The sequence below is a fragment of the Arcticibacter eurypsychrophilus genome (assembly GCF_001730525.1).
GTDB classification, from domain to species: domain Bacteria; phylum Bacteroidota; class Bacteroidia; order Sphingobacteriales; family Sphingobacteriaceae; genus Arcticibacter; species Arcticibacter eurypsychrophilus.
Genome location: NZ_MDFN01000009.1, coordinates 125158 through 143649 on the forward strand (window position 1 = coordinate 125158; position 18492 = coordinate 143649).

Here is an 18492-nt window from a genome sequence, read left to right on the forward strand (position 1 = left end):
TTTGATAAGTACACTCAAAGAGTCTATTCGGAGCATACATTTGATGCAATCATATGATATAGCCGTTTGATGCAGCAGGAGCTTTATGATGTTGCTTATAATTACTTCTTCAGATCATTCCAACATTAATCACTACTTTAGGTTATACGTTGAAAGCGATTGAGATGATCAGAGTAGAAAAGCTTACTAAACTTTACAATAAGATTCCTGCTGTATCGGATATTTCTTTCGCCATAGAAAAAGGACAAAACATGGTCCTATTGGGCACCAGTGGTTGTGGCAAGACCACTACACTCAAAATGATCAACGATCTGATTCATCCGGATAGTGGTGAGGTATGGTTGGATGAGGTCAATACCCACAAGATGAAACCTGAGGTTTACAGAAAGAAAACAGGTTATGTCTTGCAGAATATTGCCCTATTCCCTCATTTCACTGTAGCGGAGAATATTGCCGTAGTCCCTCGTTTGCTGGGTTGGGATAAGGATAAAATCAGGCACAGATGTATGGAGTTGTTGGAAAAACTTCATCTTTCGCCGGACAAACATTACTCCATTTATCCGCATCAGCTGAGTGGCGGTCAGCAACAACGAGTAGGACTGGCCAGAGCTTTGGCTGCAGAACCGTCTATTCTATTAATGGACGAACCTTTCGGGGCACTTGATCCCATAACCCGTGCAAGTATCAAAAAGGATATCGCCCAACTGGATGAGTTTAAAGACAAAACAATTGTTCTCGTTACCCATGATGTGCAGGAGGCTTTTGAGTTAGCTGATAAGATTTGTCTGATGGATAGAGGACAGATTGTACAACAAGGGAGTCCTGATGAATTATTATTTAAACCTGCCTCTGCTTTTGTTTCCGGCTTTTTTAAAGAGCAGCAACTGCTGTTAGAGTATCAAAATACGACTCTGCATAAGCTTTTCCGCTGGCTGCCTGAGACACACACTTTTGTACAAGACCTTATTCCTGTTTCCCCTGAAGAGAACCTTTGGCAGGCTTTTGAAAAGCTGAATACCATTGGAAAGACCTTACTAGTCATTAAAGATTCGGGTGGAAGGCTAAAATATGCCGATCATGGTTCATTAATACACGCATTTACTACCTATAAAAACACACTTGCCTGATGGAACAGCAAAACCTTTGGCAATTCATGATTCAGCAGCATGATAAGCTAATCCAACAGACACTGGAACATATTGGCCTGACGTTCATCTCCTTATTCCTGGCCTTGTTAATCGCTCTCCCATTAGGAATCTGGATCGCAAGGAAACCTGCTGCATCTCCATTCGTTCTAGGCATTAGCGGTGTATTGCAAACCATTCCCAGCATTGCCTTACTTGGATTTATGATCCCTTTGTTGGGTATCGGCTGGTTGCCTGCCATTACCGCCTTATTCCTTTATGCCCTGTTACCCATTATACGGAACACATATACCGGCATTACAGGCATTGATCCAAGTATTAAAGAGGCCGCGGTAGCTATGGGTATGAACCATTGGCAGGTATTGTGGAAGATTGAACTCCCTCTTGCCTTCCCGGTAATCATGGCTGGGATTCGTACAGCAACGGTAATCAATGTGGGGGTTGCCACACTGGCTGCCTACATTGCTGCAGGGGGATTAGGTGAGTTTATTTTTGGAGGGATTGCGTTAAATAGCGTTAATATGATTCTTGCTGGGGCTATTCCTTCTGCCCTGCTGGCCATCCTACTCGATTTCCTACTTTCCCTGGTGCAGCATATCGATTTAAAAAAGTTAAGGTTCGCCCTTTGGCTGATACCTCTAATCTGCATTGCTGCCACTTCATCCTATTTCTTTTCTGGAACTCAGGATCTTAAGTTAAAAGCAGGTTTCACACCTGAATTCATGGGAAGAACGGATGGCGATCTGGGCTTAAAATCTATTTATAAACTGGATATTAAACCGGTTGTGATCAGTGATGCGGTGATGTATAAGGCTGCTTTTGATAAAAAGCTGGATGTGATCAGTGGTTACGGAACAGATGGCCGATTGAAGGCCTATAATCTGGTCATTTTAAAGGATGATAAGAAAATATTCCCCCCTTATTATGCCGCTCCCCTGGTTCGAAATGAGGCCTTAATTAAGTTTCCGGAGTTAGAAAAAGTATTAAACTTACTTGCCGGCAGAATTAACGATTCAATCATGACTGACCTGAACTATCGGGTAGATTATCTCCATCAGTCGCCTCAACAGGTAGCTAAAGATTTTCTGGTCAAGGCTAAACTATGGAGGAACCCTTTACCTGCTGGATCTCAAACCGTTCGGATTGGCTCCAAGATCTTTGGCGAACAATATATTCTTGCTGCCATGTATGGGATGCTGATCAGGGGAAATACACGCTTAAATGTTTATTCTAAGACCGGCTTAGGAGGAACTCAAATCTGTTTTAATGCATTGAAAAATAATGAAATAGACTTTTATCCGGAATATACAGGAACAGGCCTGCTGGTATTGCTGCATCCGTCTAAACAAACACTGAGCAGGGTGACGAAAAGCAATGGTAGTACGTACAACTTTGTGAAACAGGAGTTTGACAAAACGTTTCAAATGAAATGGTTGAAGCCAATCGGGTTTAACAATACGTACGCCCTGATGATGCGCCGTCAGCAATCATCCGAATTACAGATTCAATCGATATCTGATTTAAAGAGATATCTGGATCAATAAAAACCTGAAGTTTTGATTAGTAGAAAATAGATAAAATGGGAAGCAAAGGTTCATAAAGCCTTGTTAAATTAAATTTGAATAATCTAACAAAGCTTTGCAAGCAAAGTTCAAATAGCCTGAACGAGCAGATTTAAAGAGTTGAATTTCTCCAAGTGCAAATTAATAAAATTCGGAAAAATTTACTCTTTAAGCGTTAAAAATAGATTATTAAGCGACTCGGAGTATAATGGATGAGCAAAGATCATCTTTCTGATTTGTTGATGGGGAATTTTACCAAGCATAGCCATTTGTAATACAGACATGATTTCCCCTCCATCTTCTGCAATAATTGCAGCACCAAGAATCTGTCCGCTGTCGGCATCAACCACAGCTTTCATGAAACCCCTTTGATCCCCCACTTCAATGGCACGGGCTACTTTAGACATCGGCAGACAGGCCACTTTAATATTTAGCCCTTTATTCCGCGCCTCTGTTTCTGTTATACCAACCCGCCCTAATTGTGGATCGGTAAACATACAGTAGGGTACGATCCGGTTGGTTGTAATCTGTTTGTTTTCCAGCAGGTTCTGTGCAAGTATGATGTAATCGTTATAAGCAATATGAGTAAACTGAGGACCGCCTTTAATATCACCAATGGCATAGATTCCCTCTGCTGATGTTTCTAAAAACTCATTAACCTGAATATGTCCTTTTTCAGTTACTGCCACACCTGCCTTTCCCAGGTTGAGGTCTGATGTATTAGGAGTTCTTCCGGCAGCGACTAAAAGGTGACTTACCGGCAGTTCCTGACCATCTTTTAAAGATACCAGAAGATGATCTTCCTGGTTATCTATTTTGCTTACTCCAGACTTACAAATTACCCGTATCCCTTCCTGCTCCAGAAATTCAAGAACGGTCTGACTTACATCCTCATCTTCTTTAACCAAAATACGATCTCCCTGTTCCACTATAGTTACCTGGGAACCAAATCGCCGGTACATCTGACCGAATTCAAGAGCTATATAACCGGCTCCTAAAATCAACAGATGCTTTGGTATTTCCGTTAGTTCCATGAGAGAAGCTGAAGTTAAATAGCCACTATCTTCAATTCCCGGAATCTTAGGAATAGCACTATGAGCACCTGCAGAAATAATGATCTTGGGGGCCGATATCATTTCTGATCCACCACTATTCAGCATGACATTTAATTCATTTTTACCAGTAAAAGCAGCCTTTCCCCATATTAATTCCAGGTTCTCTGTCTCCTCTACTCCTTTTTGAGCGCCATCCCTAAAAACATCAACTACTCCTGATTTCCTTTTAAGGATTGCAGCAATGTCCACACTTTTTAGCTCTGCTTCTACTCCAAGGAAATGAGCCTGCATGATTGTATATATTGTTTTTGCTGATGCAATCATGGTTTTAGTAGGTGTACAACCTACATTGACACAAGTCCCTCCTATATATTGCATTTCAATAAGAGCTGTTTTCCATCCTGCCTTTGCCAGCTTCTTTGCTAGTGGAGTACCACCCTGACCTGAACCTATAATGATAGCATCGTACGTTTTCATTTTTCTGAGAATTATGGATAATGAAGCTTATAAAAAACAGATAGCCGGTATTTTATAAGCCTTTCAATAGGTTAGAACATCCACATTGGTGTTTCATACAAATGTGGGCCATGCATTGAAATAACAATTATCAGCTGTTATGTTTTAAATTAATTCCATAACCTCAATTTTAAATACATTATGTCAGAACTTCAATTTACCGATGGTCAATCTGTTTGATTACAGCAATAATGTCTTCCTCGCCATAAGTAGGTTCTGCCTGCTGAAAAGTGTCATATGCAGCATTGGCCAAAGGAGAATTAAGACCTTCTGCTTTAGCCAGGCGCAAATCTTTTACGATGTTTTTTAAAGCAAATGCAGGCCGATAATTTTCTTCAAGAATCAGATTACTCTTAATTTTTATAAAAGTACTGCCTATTGCACTATTATTGATCATCTTAAACAGATCCTCTAATTCAATTCCCTTATCACGTGCAAACACAGTAGCTTCAGCAAGTCCCTGAGCCTGAATTGCCAATAAGGTATTGATAGCCAGCTTAGCGGTATTGCCCGCACCATGACTCCCGACAAAAAGGGTCAGCTTACCCAGATAATTCAGAATAGGTTTAACTTGTCCGAAGGCACTTCTTTCTCCACCCACCATAATAACCAACTGACCACTCTCAGCTTGTTTTACACTTCCTGAAACGGGTGCATCGATGTATTCATTTCCTTGTTGTTTGCACAATACAGCCATTTCTCTACTAATTACGGGAGAAACTGTGCTCATGTTAATAATAGTTTTAGCAGAAACGTTTGCGGAAAGAAGACCATTTTCATCTGTAAAAAGGTGTTTGATTGCTTCATCATCAGTCACCATAATAATGATCACTTCATTTTCTTGCATTAAAGCAGCGGGTGAAGAAGCTACTGACGCTCCCTCCGCTTTCAAAGCTTCTTCTTTTGCCTTGGTTCTATTGTAAATGGCTACCGAAAACCCTGCTTTAATTAAATTTAAGGACATGGGCGCACCCATTATTCCAAGGCCTATAAATCCTATTTTAGTTGTATTCATTTTTGTTGATCTGTTAATTTAAATACGCAATCTGATAATCTCTAATCCAGTTAATCAAAAAACCAAGGTTAGAACTGATGATAAAACTAATTTCAATTCTGCCAAATTGCGAATTTTCAACTGAAGAAAAAATTAAATCATTGTACAAAAGCGTAACCATTCTCTTGATTTGAAGATCTTTCAAACAGCCGGTCTCACAGGATTATCCTGATCATACGATCTGGCAATCAGCACCACGAAACAGAAAACATACGCCGGCAACAGCAGGAAATCTATATACCATGCGACAGGGTAAAAGATTAAACAATTCCCAATGCAATTTGACTCTTTACTCTGGTTTAATGAATTTTGCTCATAGGTAAACAAAAGGGTATTAAAGTCGTTTAATTTCCGTTAATACATCATACCGCTAAAAGATGAAAGAAATCAGGGATATTTTAAAAGCTTATGGCCTAGCACATAAAGAAGGAAAGATGACTGCCCTGGCTACTATCGTACAAGTGGAAGGATCTTCTTACCGCAGACCCGGTGCCAGGATGCTGATTACCGATGAAGGCCAGTTAACAGGCGCTATAAGTGGAGGTTGTTTGGAAGGTGATGCATTACGCAAGGCTTTACTCGCTATTTCAGAGCAAAAAAACAAACTGGTTACTTATGATACCACTGATGAAGATGATGCAAAATTTGGTGTTCAGTTAGGCTGCAATGGAATTGTACATATTTTGTTTGAACCTATAGATCCTGCACAAGAGAACAATGCCATTCAACTACTGCAAGAACTAATTAAAGCAAGAAAAGATGCGGTATTGGTCACCCTATTTTCATTGAAACAAACAGAACAAACGGGTACCAGTTTACTATTCAGGCAGGACAAAATACATAGTTCACTGCCTATCCACTTGCAGCTGGACCTCCTATTTGACCTACAAAATGCCATGAAGACAAAATTATCCTCCTTAAAAAAGTACTATATCGAGGATCAAATGATGGATGCCTTTATTGAATATATCAGTCCCCCAGTTGCCGTTGTCATAGCCGGAGCGGGAAATGATGTTATACCTTTAGTAGAGATGACCACATTATTAGGCTGGCATACTACTGTTTTGGATGGAAGACCTACGCATGCTACCTTGGAGCGATTTAATAAAGCAGACCAAGTTCTGGTAGTCAAACCCGAAGAAGTTTTATCAAAAGTAAACACCGATGCACAAACCGTATTTGTACTAATGACGCATAATTATAACTATGACCTCTCCCTGTTAGCACAATTACTGCAACATGATTGTCGTTATATTGGCACACTTGGTCCGGCTAAAAAGTTAGACCGGATGCTTGAAGAAATAAAAGCTAATGGGCAGGCATTAAACGAACAACATCTTGCCGCTGTTCATGGTCCTGTAGGTTTAGATATTGGGGCCGAAACCCCAGAAGAAATAGCGCTTTCAATAGTGGCTGAAATCAAATCTATACTTACGGGTCAATCAGGAATATCCTTAAGAGAAAAGAAACAGCCGATCCATAACCAGGTAATTGAAACACCTTCAAACACCATGAAAATAGCGCAATGATGGATACGGGTATACTAATTCTTGCAGCAGGAAGTTCATCCCGCTTAGGCCGCCCAAAGCAACTGCTGCCGTACCAGGATAAAACCTTGCTCCAACATATTACAGATGAAGCTATCAAAGCTAATTTACATCCGATTATACTGATTACAGGAGCTTTTTCGGATGAAATAGCAGCTCCTATCCTTCAAAAAGAAATTGAGATTATACATAATGACCAATGGCAGCAAGGTATGGCTTCAAGTATAGTTGCAGGCCTCTCACATTTAATACTGCTCAATAGTGACATTAAAGGTGTTATTATCGCCGTATGCGATCAGCCATTTATAACAGCTTACCTATTGCTGAACTTAATCAAAATGAAAACAGATTCAGGAAAAGGCATTGTGGCTTGTAGCTATTCCAATACCATTGGAACACCTGTTTTATTTGATCATCATTACTTCAATGCATTACTTCAACTTACAGGAGAGGAAGGCGCCAAGAAATTGGTGAAGCAAAACGAACACGATGTAGCCACAATACCTTTTCCAAAAGGCGATATCGATATTGATACCGAAGAAGATTATGCTTTATTCCGCACAACAGCATCCATTAATCCCCTGATATAACCTATTGCATAAAGGATTCCCATGGTACTGTAACCGGGGAAAGCATTGCTGTCCCCATCCATAGTCGGCACATGATCCGGGCGCAACGGCCCTTTAAAACCTATATCATAATAGGCCTCCATGGCTTTGTACATATCAATCTGGCCCTCATCATGAAAGGTCTCTTCAAACTTGAATTTACTTCCCCGAACATTCCTGAAATGCACAAAGTGGATCTTTTCCTTTCCGAAATGCTTTACTGTGGCAGGAATATCAACCCCCATTAAAGAAAAGTTACCCTGACACATGGTAATTCCGTTATTCGGACTAGGATACAACTTAAGCATCCTATCGAAATTAGGAACAGTAGTCATAATCCTTGAGATCCCTTTGATGCTATCTACCTGTGGATCATCAGGATGCATGGCCAGCTTTATCCCAGCCTTTTCTGCCTCAGGCACTACAGCCTTTAAGAAATATTCCAGGTTCTTCCATAGCGAATCCTTGGAAACTGCACCATAAGGCGTTAATGGTAAATTTTTGCTGTCCTCATAATCATATGCAGTCATCAAGGCACCACCCCGTCCTGGTTTATCCATACTGGTACGAAACCAGCTTACCACAGGCATCCAGTTGTAACATATAGTGTCAATTCCTGCTTTAGAAAGATTTTTCATGAAGGTGATGAAGTTGGCAATCTCCTCATCCCGACCATCCAGACCGAGCTTCGTCTTTTCACCTAATGAAGGCGGCCCCTCAATAACGCGCAGCTTCATCCCCACCTTTTCCCAGGCATCAACCGTAGCCTTAATTGAATTATACTCCCAGGGCTTCGCATCTGCAGCAACCAGTTTCATGTTAATTCCACCAACCGCACCTAACACATCCATTTGCCTGGTTAAAGCCATCTTATGCTCATCCATTCCTGAAAAATAAGCTTCACACAGCTGCATTCCTGCATCGCGGATATAAATCTGAGGTACAGGGTTAGCTTTCGTTTTTTCAAGAACAATCTGCTGGATAGCAGCAGCAGATGCAGCCGTCACTCCCAGAGATAAAGCTGCAGCTAGTGAAGCGCTTTTTTTTATAAAATCACGACGGTTCTCTTTCATACTTAATGATTTGAGGAATATTTGGTATTTATAATCAGTTACCGAATATAATAATAAAAACCAACTACCATGAGTATATTTGGAGAAGAGAAATTAGTACCTAATCTTTTTAGAAGAGTCAATTCATAAAAGAACAATCACGTCTTATAACCTTAACATGAATAAGCTATTCAAGCTAAATGTACTTTTAGTATTTGTAATAACCGCTCTCCTGGGTTGTGCTAAAGACAAAGAGACACTTCCCAATTTAGAAGGGAACTGGGAACTAAGGGAAACAGTAAACGGACAGACAGGAATTGTTAGTGAACTACCTGCCGGAAATGGAACATATATTCAGTTTAGTGCCAACGAGTTTAAAAGATTTCAAGATGGAGAACTTATAAATGAGGGCACTTATACTCTTTACAAGTACAATACTAAAATCACTCAAAAGGAAGCTTACAAGATTGCATTCAACAACAATGATCCTTTTTCCATCTCAACCTATTATACTATAAAAAACAATGAATTGGTCATTACAGAAGATGCCTATGATGCACCAGCTTCAATTTACATGAAGATACTTTAACTGTCCTGATTAAGTTTACCATCTAAAATCATACTGAATACTGCATCCTATACATTCCTGCTTCTTATACATTTTTCAAATAAAACACTTATTACAATGCCAGTTTACCCTGGTAATAATCCAGAATTTTAGTGCGGATATAATAATCGTACCTTGAACTAATCAGATTCGTATTTGCCCTGTCCATATTATTTTTTGCCACAACAAAATCCACTGAATTCAATACCCCTGCATTAAACCTGATCTCCGCTGTACGAAAAGATTCCGAAAACGCAGTAACCTGTTCCGTTAACACCTGGTAACGCTCGTAAGCTGCATTCATATTCAGGTAGGCCTGTTCCACATTTTGCTTCAACTGAATCTTTGTATTTTCTTCAGTATACTTGGCATCCAGCAGACTGATCTTTGCCAACGCAACACGGTTTCTATTTTGAAAAAAGTTAAGAAAAGGAATGCTTAAACCTAAACTTACCTGCGTATTGTAACTATTTTTCAGCTGGTCGTAATACTTATATTTAAGAGAACCATATTGAGTATAACTAACCGGCTGCCTTTGCCCCGTACCGCTAATTACATAGGAACCCGAATTCACAGAACTAGAATCGGCAGAATTAGTCAGACTTGCAGCACTTGAATACCGCGTACCGATCCCGCCCTGCAAAGACAGCACAGGAAACATAGCTTGCCTCGCTGCTTTCACTTGTTTCTCCGTACTCTCCCTCCTTAAAACCGCCGCCTTCACCAATGCCAGATCAGATAAGGCCGTATTGTAAATAGTGTTAACAGGTGTATCATATTTACCAGGTAACTGCTCTGCATTTAACCGTTGTAACTGAATGGTACTTTGATAAGGCACATTCATCAACTGCAACAGACTGAGTTTAGAAACCGCTAAGGTATTGCGGGCATCTACCAGTGTCAACCGGTCTGTTGCATACTGCCCTTTCACATCGTAATATTCAGAGGGTTTCACTGCCCCATCTTTATTTAAAATCTCCAACCGCTCTGTCTGTTTCTTTGAAACATCTGCCTGAGCGAGCGCCTGACTTAACAGATCCGTATTACTTTGAACCTGCAGATAAGCCGTAATCACGTTCAAAGTAATATTATCCTTCGCTTGCTGAAAATCCATCTTACCCGCCTGAAAAGCCAATGCCGTTTGCCGGATACTACTCTGTAGCGACAGTCCGTTGAACAAAACTATTCCTGCGTTTAAATTATAATCTGCGGCGTTAATAGACTGACTCGAAGAGGAACCATTACTAAAAGGATCCCGTCCCGTACTTACTGAATGGTTCACGGTACCGTTTAACGTAGGCAAAAGATTTTCCCTGGCCTGGTTATAGTAAATGCGACTGGTTTCCATATCCAGTTCCGTCCGCTTTACCTGCAGATTATTCCGCACAGCAATGTCCACACACTGCTGCAAAGTAAAAATGGAGTCTGTCTGGCCATAAGCCACAAAAGAAATAGCAACAATAAAAGCAGTGCATATCGCGCGAAAAGAATACATGTTATTGATGATTTAAAACCCGTGATGATTCAATTTTGCCATCTAAAAGGTTGATAATACGGTTCCCGTATTCCGCATTTTTCTCTGAATGCGTCACTTGAATAATAGTAACACCATCCTCCCTGTTTAACTTTAGAAAAAGCTCCATTATTTCGTCTCCTTGTTTGGAATTCAGGTTCCCGGTAGGCTCATCGGCCAGTAACAATTTAGGCTTGGCTATTAACGCACGTGCGATACCTACCAATTGCTGTTGTCCCCCGGATAGTTGCGAGGGGAACAAATCCTTTTTACCTACGATATTAAAACGATCCAGGATATCAGCAACCAGTGCTTTGCGCTCCGAGCCCTTTATATTCTGATAAATTAAGGGAGTTTCAATGTTCTCGTACACCGTCAACTCATCGATTAAGTGATAGGCCTGAAATACGTAACCCATATACCCTCTGCTCATTGCCGAACGCTGTTTCTCTTTTAACAGATGCACCGCCTCTCCGGCAAAATAATGGTACCCTTCCGATGGTTCATCCAATAGACCAATAATGTTTAACAAGGTAGATTTTCCTGATCCCGAAGGTCCCATAATGGACACAAATTCGCCCTCATCTACATCAAGACTCAGGTCATTGAGGACAAAGGTTTTGTTGCCACCGGCTTGATAGTATTTAGAAAGATGTTGTAATGAAAGCATAGCAGCTATAGATTTAAAATTATTCACTTCGAAGACTTTTTATAGGGTTGACCAATGCAGTCGTAATAGCTTTATAACCAAAAGTTAAACCTGCAATAAACACAGACAATAGTATTGCTGCCAGAAAAACACCAGCACCTAAATCGATCCGGTATACAAAGCTCTGCAACCAGCCATTCATCATATACCACCCGATAGGCATCGCGATTAGAAACGAAATACTCAGAAGAATGAGGAACTCCTTGGAAAACAAATAAACAATACTGCCTACTGAAGCACCAAGTACCTTACGGATCCCTACTTCTTTGGTACGTTGAACAGCCATAAATGAAACCAGACCATAAAGTCCCAGACAAGATATAAAAATGGCAACTCCCGCAAATAACTTGTATATCAACGCCAACTGATTTTCCTGCTTATAAAACTGTGCGATGCGTTCATCGACAAAGTAGCCGTTATACGCATATTCAGGGTAGGTTTTTTCCCATAACTTCTGAATTTCAGCAACCGTTTGAGTGAGCGATCCGGTTTGAATTTTAATAGCAGCAAGCGATAAAACTCTCTTACCGGGAGCAATGATGATAGGTTTCACTTCTTCGCGGAGTGAGTTGGTTTTAAAATCCTTTACCACACCAACAATAGGTGCCCAGACTCCACGACCACCTATCCGCAAGGTCTTACCAAGAGCAGCTTTTGGATTTTTTATTCCTAATTTTTTAATAAGAGTTTCATTCACGACCATCTGATTAATTGTATCACTTGGCGCATACCCTCCGCCGGCTACAAACTGCAATCCGAACGTTTTAAAATAATCAGCATCTCCGGCCTTCAGGAATACAGTAAAATCAACATCATCAGGAGCCTGATCAAAATAGAAATTACTGGCCCAGTTATTATCCGAAGATGGCGCGTCCGAAATAAAACTCACTGACTTAACCTGTGGTTTCTGGAGCTGCTGCTGTTTGAACTGACCCATTTTTTGCAAGCTCAAACTATCGGTATATCCCGGAATAACAAGTACCGCTGAGGAGTTAAAACCAAGGTCAGCACTATTCACAAAGTTCATTTGGTTCAGGGCTACCAGGGTGCCAATGATCAGTAACTGCGAAATGGCAAATTGAGCTACAACTAAACCTCTTCGAAGTGGAACTCCCCCAATAGATGCCGCAGTGATCTTATTTTTAATAGCCAGCACAGGCTTAAAGCCGGATAAAATCAACGCAGGGTAAATTCCTGATAGCACCACTACAGAAATCAGCGTACTGATCAAAAACAATACACTGCCGGCACTTAATAAGCCCATCGTTTTTGGAACACTTGAAATATTTTCCAGATAGGGCAATGCGAGTTTCGCTACAATGAGTGCTAAAAAACCCGACGTAACTACAATCATGGTAGTCTCACCTAAAAGCTGAAAAACGAGTTGCTTGCGACTACTGCCCAACACCTTACGAATCCCTACCTCTTTCGAACGGCCTACAGATTGCGCTGTAGTCAAATTAATGAAATTAATCGAGGCCATTATGATGATCAGTACGCCAATAAAGGACAGGGTAAATAAGGTTGCTTTCGAGGTTATATGATCACCCGTAGTGTTGCCAAACCGGGTATCAAAATGAAGGTCGCTTAGCGGCTGTAAAAAATTGAAAGTTCCTCTTATATCAAATGTATAATGCTTTTTAGAAAACACTTTTAGCCTGGCATTTACACTTTCTATTGACTCGCCCGGAGGCATCAGCAGCATCACTTGATGATTACTGCTATTACTTCCCCACTCGTCCGAGTAATTGTAGTTATTGGGATAATTTTTTAAAGTGACATAAGATACCAGCACTTTAAATGGAAAATCACTATTCGACACCACATCTTCAATTACACCAGCTATTTTCAAATCGATCAGGTTATCCATTTTAAGGAACTTCCCTTCTGCATGCTGCCAGTCGCCAAAGTACTTAATAGCCGTACTTTTATCAATCACTACCATGTTCGGCTCGGCCAGTACTGCTTTGTTTCCAGCGATCCATTCCGAATCAAACAGGTCGAAATACTGTGGCTCAATAAAGACGACGCCACTATGTTCAATAAACTTTTTATCGGCATGACCGCTACCAGCAGGAATCGTAATCTGACTCCCGTAACTAACATCCATAGCAGCAATTGTCGCCTCAGGCAGATCCGTGCGCAAAGCAGGGACCGCTGGAACTGTTATACCAGGAGTGTAAGAAACATCATTACCCTGAACAGATTGTGTAACGATATGATATATATTTCTGTAGTTTTTATTTTGCTTATTAAAACTCGTTTCGTACTGCACCACGATGTAAATAAGCAAGCATGCCGCTATCCCTACAGTAAGGCCCGCTATGTTAATTGCCGAGTAACCCTTATGCCTCATCAGATTACGCCAGGCGATTTTAAGATAATTTCTAAACATGATTGTATATTTTAATATAGATAAACCGAAATATTTATAAACAGTCGAATTCCAAATGCTTTATTCAGACCTTAAACTTTTTACCGGATTACTTAATGCTGCTTTTACCGATTGAAAACTGATCGTCAGGAAAGCAATTAGCAGCGCTGCAATACCGGCAATAGCAATAATCCACCACTGGATCTGAACCCGATACGCAAAATCCTGCAACCATTTATACATCAGAAACCAGGCTAGCGGAGAAGCGATCACGATTGCCAGTACGACCAGCTTCAGGAAATCTACAGATAACATACGCACGATGACCGGTACCGAAGCACCGAGTATTTTGCGGATCCCGATCTCTTTGCTGCGCTGCTCTGCTGCAAAGGCAGCCAGACCGAATAAACCCAGACAAGCTATGCTGATCGCCAAGGTGGTAAACAGTATGAACAGCCTCCCTATCCGTTGTTCGGAACGATAGGTAGCATCAAAATCCTGATCCATAAACGACACACTAATTGGCACGTTAGGAGAAATAGATTTCCAGGTCTGTTCAATTTGCGCCATTACTTTTTTTAGATCTGTAGTTTTTACACGGATACTCAACGCGCCATTGTTTGCATCCAGAAACAGGACAACCGGACCAATATTATCCCGTAAAGAACTAAAATTAAAATCCTTCACTACGCCAATGATATGGTAAGCTTTTGTATTCGATTCAGTGCGCTCGCCCCCATTTGACTTGAATAAAGTTTTATTTAGAGGCTCTTTCAAGTCCAGAAACTTAGCTGCCGATTCATTAATAATAATACCCGATGAATCCGTCAGCATATCTTTAGAAAAGCTCCGTCCTGATGCCATCGTCATGCCCAAAGCATCAATATAATCTTCATCTACACCCCATGTTTCCGGAAATAAAGATCGTTTTGAATCCAGCGAGGCATCTTTATAAAACATGGCAGTATTATGCCAGTTTGAGGTAGGTAAATAACCAGTTAGCGTGGCATTCAACACACCAGGCAGACGTTTTACTTCCTGCTTAAACAGTTTGGCCTGATCATTCAGCTCATAAGAATTCTGTACAATAACTACCTGATCGCGGTTATACCCCAGGTTCTTGGTCCGGATATAGTTCAGCTGTTTGTAAATCACCAGGGTGCCAATAATTAAAAAGATCGAGATGGAGAATTGAAAGACCACTAGAAAATTTCTTAATCCGGATGCTTTAAATCCGGTGGAAAGCTTTCCTTTCAATACTTGAATAGGTTGAAAGGCGGATAGGAAAAATGCCGGATAGGCACCCGCTGATACACCAATCAGTAATACCAAACCTATAAATAAGGGAAGCAGCCAGATAAACGACTGAGCGGAAACAGCCATTTCTTTACCTGATAGCTGGTTAAATAAAGGCAATAAAAACAAAGCTGCGCCAAATGCAAGTACCGCTGCCATAAAGGTTACCAGTATTGACTCGGTTAAAAACTGCGCGATGAGATAGCTGCGCGATGAACCCAAAACCTTACGTACCCCTACTTCCTTTGCCCGGTTAGCAGAACGTGCAGTTGCCAGATTCATAAAATTAACACAAGCGATAAGGAGTATAAAAAAGGCTATTGCCGAAAATATATATACGTATTGAACGGTGCTGTTAGGTCCAAGTTCTCCTGTCCGGTTTGACTTTAAATGAATATCCTTAAGAGGTATTAAATTAAGTCTGAAGTAGTTCCCGCTTTTTTCAAACGACGAATAAGTCATCTTTAATTCGGCCTGTACTTCCGCACCGCTATGTCGTTGCAAAAAACCGTTTAAGGCACCTTCAAATTGCTTTACATCAGCCCCTTCTTTCAATAAAACATACGTACTAAAGTTACTCCTCAACCATTTATTCTCCCTGCTTTCCTCCAGCGATGACATGGAAAGGAAAAAATCGAAGTTAAAATGAGAAGTTTTAGGGAGGTCACGGATCACCCCTGTTACTTTATAATTCAGGTGATCATCGAACAGTAAAGTACGACCAAGCACCTGAGTACTATTAAAATACTTTCTGGCAGTCGACTCTGTTAACACTACCGTATTGGGCTCCTTTAATGCTGTAACTGCATTTCCCTCAATCATCGGCAAAGTAAACACCTGAAAAAGTGAGGGATCCGCAAATGCCAGCTTATTTTCGCGTATGGTGACATCTCCTTTTTTTATCCGCGCCGACCAGGCATTTTTAAGACGCACTGCATTTTCTACTTCCGGGAAATCCTCCTTCAATGCTTGAGCCAATGGAGCCATGCTCACTGCGTAAAAGACCTCATTATTGCCAAACTTAAGATCCTCATTCACGCGATAGATCCGATCTGCCTTTGTATTAAACCGGTCGTAACTTAGCTCATCGCTGACGTAAAATATGATTAATAAAAAGGCGGTGAGGCCTAAAGCAAGACCTAAAATATTAATTGCAGCAAAACCCCTGTTGTTTTTAAAGCTCCGGAAAGCTGAGGTAAGGTAACTTTTCCACATACTTCCAATATTTATATCAGGATATTTTCTAATACAGTCTGACCATCCAGCAGACGGATAATGCGGTGACTATATCGGGCATCATGTTCCGAGTGCGTCACCATAATGATGGTGGTACCTTGCTCGTTTAAGTCTGTTAAAAGCTCCATCACGTCATTACCATTGCTACTATCCAGGTTACCTGTAGGCTCATCTGCCAGGATCAGTTTGGGATTATTTACTACTGCCCGGGCTATAGCAACACGCTGTTGTTGTCCCCCTGAAAGCTGCTGCGGATAATGGTTCCTCCTATGCATGATCTGCATCTTTTCAAGCACCGCCTCTACTCTGCTCAGCCTTTCTTTGGCGGGTACTTTCGTATAGATCAAAGGAAGCTCTACATTTTCAAATACGGTCAGCTCATCAATCAGGTTGAAACTTTGAAACACAAAGCCTAGGTTATGTTTGCGCAGATTGGCACGTTTGCGCTCGGTGAAGTGTGCGATCTCAGCACCGTTAAACATATAACTACCACCATCCGGGTCGTCAAGCATACCCAATATGTTGAGTAAGGTAGATTTGCCACAACCCGAAGGCCCCATAATAGCTACAAACTCTCCGGTATTTATTTCCATGGATAACTTATTTAAGGCAATAGTTTCCACTTCTTCTGTACGGTAAAATTTTTCGAGATCAGTAATTTTTATCATAATCTATAGCTTATTTTTTTAATATCAGTTCCTGCATGTCACCATATGTTTCATAACTTGATGTCAGCACCCGATCGCCAGGCTTCAGACCTTGCATCACTTCATAATATTCCGGATTTTGTCTGCCGAGCTGAATGTCCGTCCGGTATGCTGTTTTCCCGTCTTCGCTTACCTTAAAAATCCAATTTCCTCCGGTCTGCTGATAGAAACCTCCTTTGGGCACCAATATGGCCTTGGTTTCGTCACTTAGAGCAAGCCTGATTTGCAGTGTTTGTCCCCGGCGAATTCCTGCAGGTACCTTCCCTTGGAAGGCCATATCCACCTGAAAGCGTCCACTAGTAACTTGGGTATATACCTTTTTAATCGTTAACTTATAGGTCTTGTCGGCGAAGGAAAAATCGCCTGCCAGACCGTTATATATCCGTGGAAGGTAATGCTCGTCAATGTCAACCTTGACTTTATAGCCTGATAAAACATCGATCTGCCCTAACCGTTCCCCTTTATTTTTATTCTGTCCAACTTCGGCATCCATGGAGGTAAGCTGACCATCTACGGAAGCCCTTACAATGAGGTCGCCGACCTTTTTACGCATCAATGCAAGGGTGGACTTCATATTTGTGTACGATTCTTCCGATTGATCCTGCTGTTTGCGGGTAGACACAGTATCCTGCTTCAAGATTTGCATGGCTAATTTCTTCCGGCGGACCTGGTATTGGTAAGCATTCTCTGAGGATTTAAACTCCTGCAATCCGATCGCTTTTTGCTCAAATAAATGTTTATTCAGTTTATAGATCCGATCTGCTTCCTTCAGGCCGTTGTCCACATCAGCCATTTGATTCAATTTAGAAATGGTATTTTGTTGAGCCTGGTCGCGGGAAATCTGCATTTGCGTCAGCACGTTAAATACTTGAGTTTGTTGGTTAGCCAAACTCAATTCCAAATCGGTATTGGCCAGTTGCAAGATGGGATCACCCTTTTTCATTGCAGCACCATCTTCCACAAATTTACGATCTACACGGCCACCTTCTATTGCATCCAGGTAAATGGTCGTTAAAGGCATAACGATTCCGTTGACAGGAATGAACTCCTGGAAGTCCCCCTTTGCTATTTCACTAATGGTGATTCGTTCCACATCCACATTCAGCTTACTTTTGCCCGAACTAAAGTAAATGCTACCCCCGAGCAAGACCACCAAACCTGTGATCCCGGCTATGGTCAGTACTTTTTTGATGTTCCATTTCTTTTTTTCGATAACTCTGTCCACTGTATATTCGCTATTTCAACTAAGAGCTATACAAAGGCATGCCATGATTTAAAATACTGATTGTCACCAATTTAAACCATAGTGAATATATAGAGCGTACGCTTCCGTTACAACAGGTGTACGGTATTGATACAGTGCTTTATATTAATGATAAATCAAAAGGCTGTTGGTCAAATCGTTGTGTATTTGGACGTTCGATTGTTTATTTAGAGGTATGATAACTCACAAAAACCAGATAGATAACAGCTCTATACAATGTCAGATCCTAAAATAACTATACACTTGA

The 18492-nt window shown here is 41.0% G+C and carries 14 protein-coding genes; 5 read left to right on the forward strand and 9 right to left on the reverse strand.

The genetic code is table 11. From position 1 onward, the window contains the following. Positions 1 to 164: 164 nt before the first annotated feature. The gene (locus BFL47_RS06755; protein WP_069659038.1) at positions 165 to 1127 is read left to right on the forward strand and encodes an ABC transporter ATP-binding protein; all 963 of its coding nucleotides are present in this window, start codon (positions 165 to 167) and stop codon (positions 1125 to 1127) included. Further along, positions 1127 to 2689 carry an ABC transporter permease/substrate-binding protein gene (locus tag BFL47_RS06760; RefSeq protein ID WP_069659039.1) on the forward strand — a complete coding sequence of 521 codons (1563 nt, stop codon included), beginning with the start codon at positions 1127 to 1129 and terminating at the stop codon, positions 2687 to 2689. Before BFL47_RS06755 ends, BFL47_RS06760 begins: the two co-directional genes overlap by 1 nt. Positions 2690 to 2868: 179 nt before the next feature. Here BFL47_RS06760 and BFL47_RS06765 read toward each other — a convergent pair whose 3' ends face one another. Together BFL47_RS06765 and BFL47_RS06770 are read right to left on the reverse strand one after the other, a co-directional pair. Next, positions 2869 to 4239 (reverse strand): mercuric reductase, encoded by a 1371-nt coding sequence (locus tag BFL47_RS06765; RefSeq protein ID WP_069659040.1) that lies wholly within the window; start codon positions 4237 to 4239, stop codon positions 2869 to 2871. A gap of 196 nt (positions 4240 to 4435) precedes the next feature. Beyond that, positions 4436 to 5293: an NAD(P)-dependent oxidoreductase gene (locus BFL47_RS06770; RefSeq protein ID WP_069659041.1), complete on the reverse strand. Its 858-nt coding sequence runs from the start codon at positions 5291 to 5293 to the stop codon at positions 4436 to 4438. Positions 5294 to 5709: 416 nt separating this feature from the next. Here BFL47_RS06770 and BFL47_RS06775 point away from each other — a divergent pair, with 416 nt between their 5' ends. Together BFL47_RS06775 and BFL47_RS06780 are read left to right on the forward strand one after the other, a co-directional pair. After that, positions 5710 to 6861 (forward strand): XdhC family protein, encoded by a 1152-nt coding sequence (locus BFL47_RS06775; RefSeq protein ID WP_069659042.1) that lies wholly within the window; start codon positions 5710 to 5712, stop codon positions 6859 to 6861. After that, positions 6858 to 7469 (forward strand): nucleotidyltransferase family protein, encoded by a 612-nt coding sequence (locus BFL47_RS06780; protein WP_069659043.1) that lies wholly within the window; start codon positions 6858 to 6860, stop codon positions 7467 to 7469. The genes BFL47_RS06775 and BFL47_RS06780 overlap by 4 nt, the downstream gene beginning before the upstream one ends. Here the strand turns inward: BFL47_RS06780 and BFL47_RS06785 are convergent. Then, the gene (locus tag BFL47_RS06785; RefSeq protein ID WP_069659044.1) at positions 7424 to 8560 is read right to left on the reverse strand and encodes a mannonate dehydratase; all 1137 of its coding nucleotides are present in this window, start codon (positions 8558 to 8560) and stop codon (positions 7424 to 7426) included. The genes BFL47_RS06780 and BFL47_RS06785 overlap by 46 nt on opposite strands. A 157-nt stretch (positions 8561 to 8717) precedes the next feature. Between BFL47_RS06785 and BFL47_RS06790 the strand changes: the two genes are divergently transcribed. Continuing rightward, complete coding sequence (locus BFL47_RS06790; RefSeq protein WP_069659045.1) at positions 8718 to 9128, forward strand: hypothetical protein; 411 nt, start codon at positions 8718 to 8720, stop codon at positions 9126 to 9128. A 91-nt stretch (positions 9129 to 9219) separates the two neighbouring features. Here BFL47_RS06790 and BFL47_RS06795 read toward each other — a convergent pair whose 3' ends face one another. Genes BFL47_RS06795 through BFL47_RS06820 form a run of 6 tightly spaced genes read right to left on the reverse strand, consistent with a single transcriptional unit; the run spans position 9220 to position 18206 of the window. Continuing rightward, positions 9220 to 10641 (reverse strand): TolC family protein, encoded by a 1422-nt coding sequence (locus tag BFL47_RS06795; RefSeq protein ID WP_069659046.1) that lies wholly within the window; start codon positions 10639 to 10641, stop codon positions 9220 to 9222. Between the two features lies 1 nt (position 10642). Continuing rightward, positions 10643 to 11329, reverse strand: a complete 687-nt coding sequence (locus tag BFL47_RS06800) for an ABC transporter ATP-binding protein (RefSeq protein WP_069659047.1) — start codon at positions 11327 to 11329, stop codon at positions 10643 to 10645. A gap of 19 nt (positions 11330 to 11348) precedes the next feature. Next, the gene (locus BFL47_RS06805) at positions 11349 to 13763 is read right to left on the reverse strand and encodes an ABC transporter permease (protein WP_069659048.1); all 2415 of its coding nucleotides are present in this window, start codon (positions 13761 to 13763) and stop codon (positions 11349 to 11351) included. A 60-nt stretch (positions 13764 to 13823) separates the two neighbouring features. Beyond that, a complete protein-coding gene (locus tag BFL47_RS06810; RefSeq protein WP_069659049.1) occupies positions 13824 to 16253 on the reverse strand; it encodes an ABC transporter permease in 2430 nt (809 codons plus the stop codon). A gap of 11 nt (positions 16254 to 16264) precedes the next feature. Then, the gene (locus BFL47_RS06815) at positions 16265 to 16942 is read right to left on the reverse strand and encodes an ABC transporter ATP-binding protein (protein ID WP_069659050.1); all 678 of its coding nucleotides are present in this window, start codon (positions 16940 to 16942) and stop codon (positions 16265 to 16267) included. 10 nt (positions 16943 to 16952) lie between these two features. After that, positions 16953 to 18206, reverse strand: a complete 1254-nt coding sequence (locus BFL47_RS06820) for an efflux RND transporter periplasmic adaptor subunit (protein ID WP_069659051.1) — start codon at positions 18204 to 18206, stop codon at positions 16953 to 16955. Between the last annotated feature and the right edge of the window lie 286 nt (positions 18207 to 18492).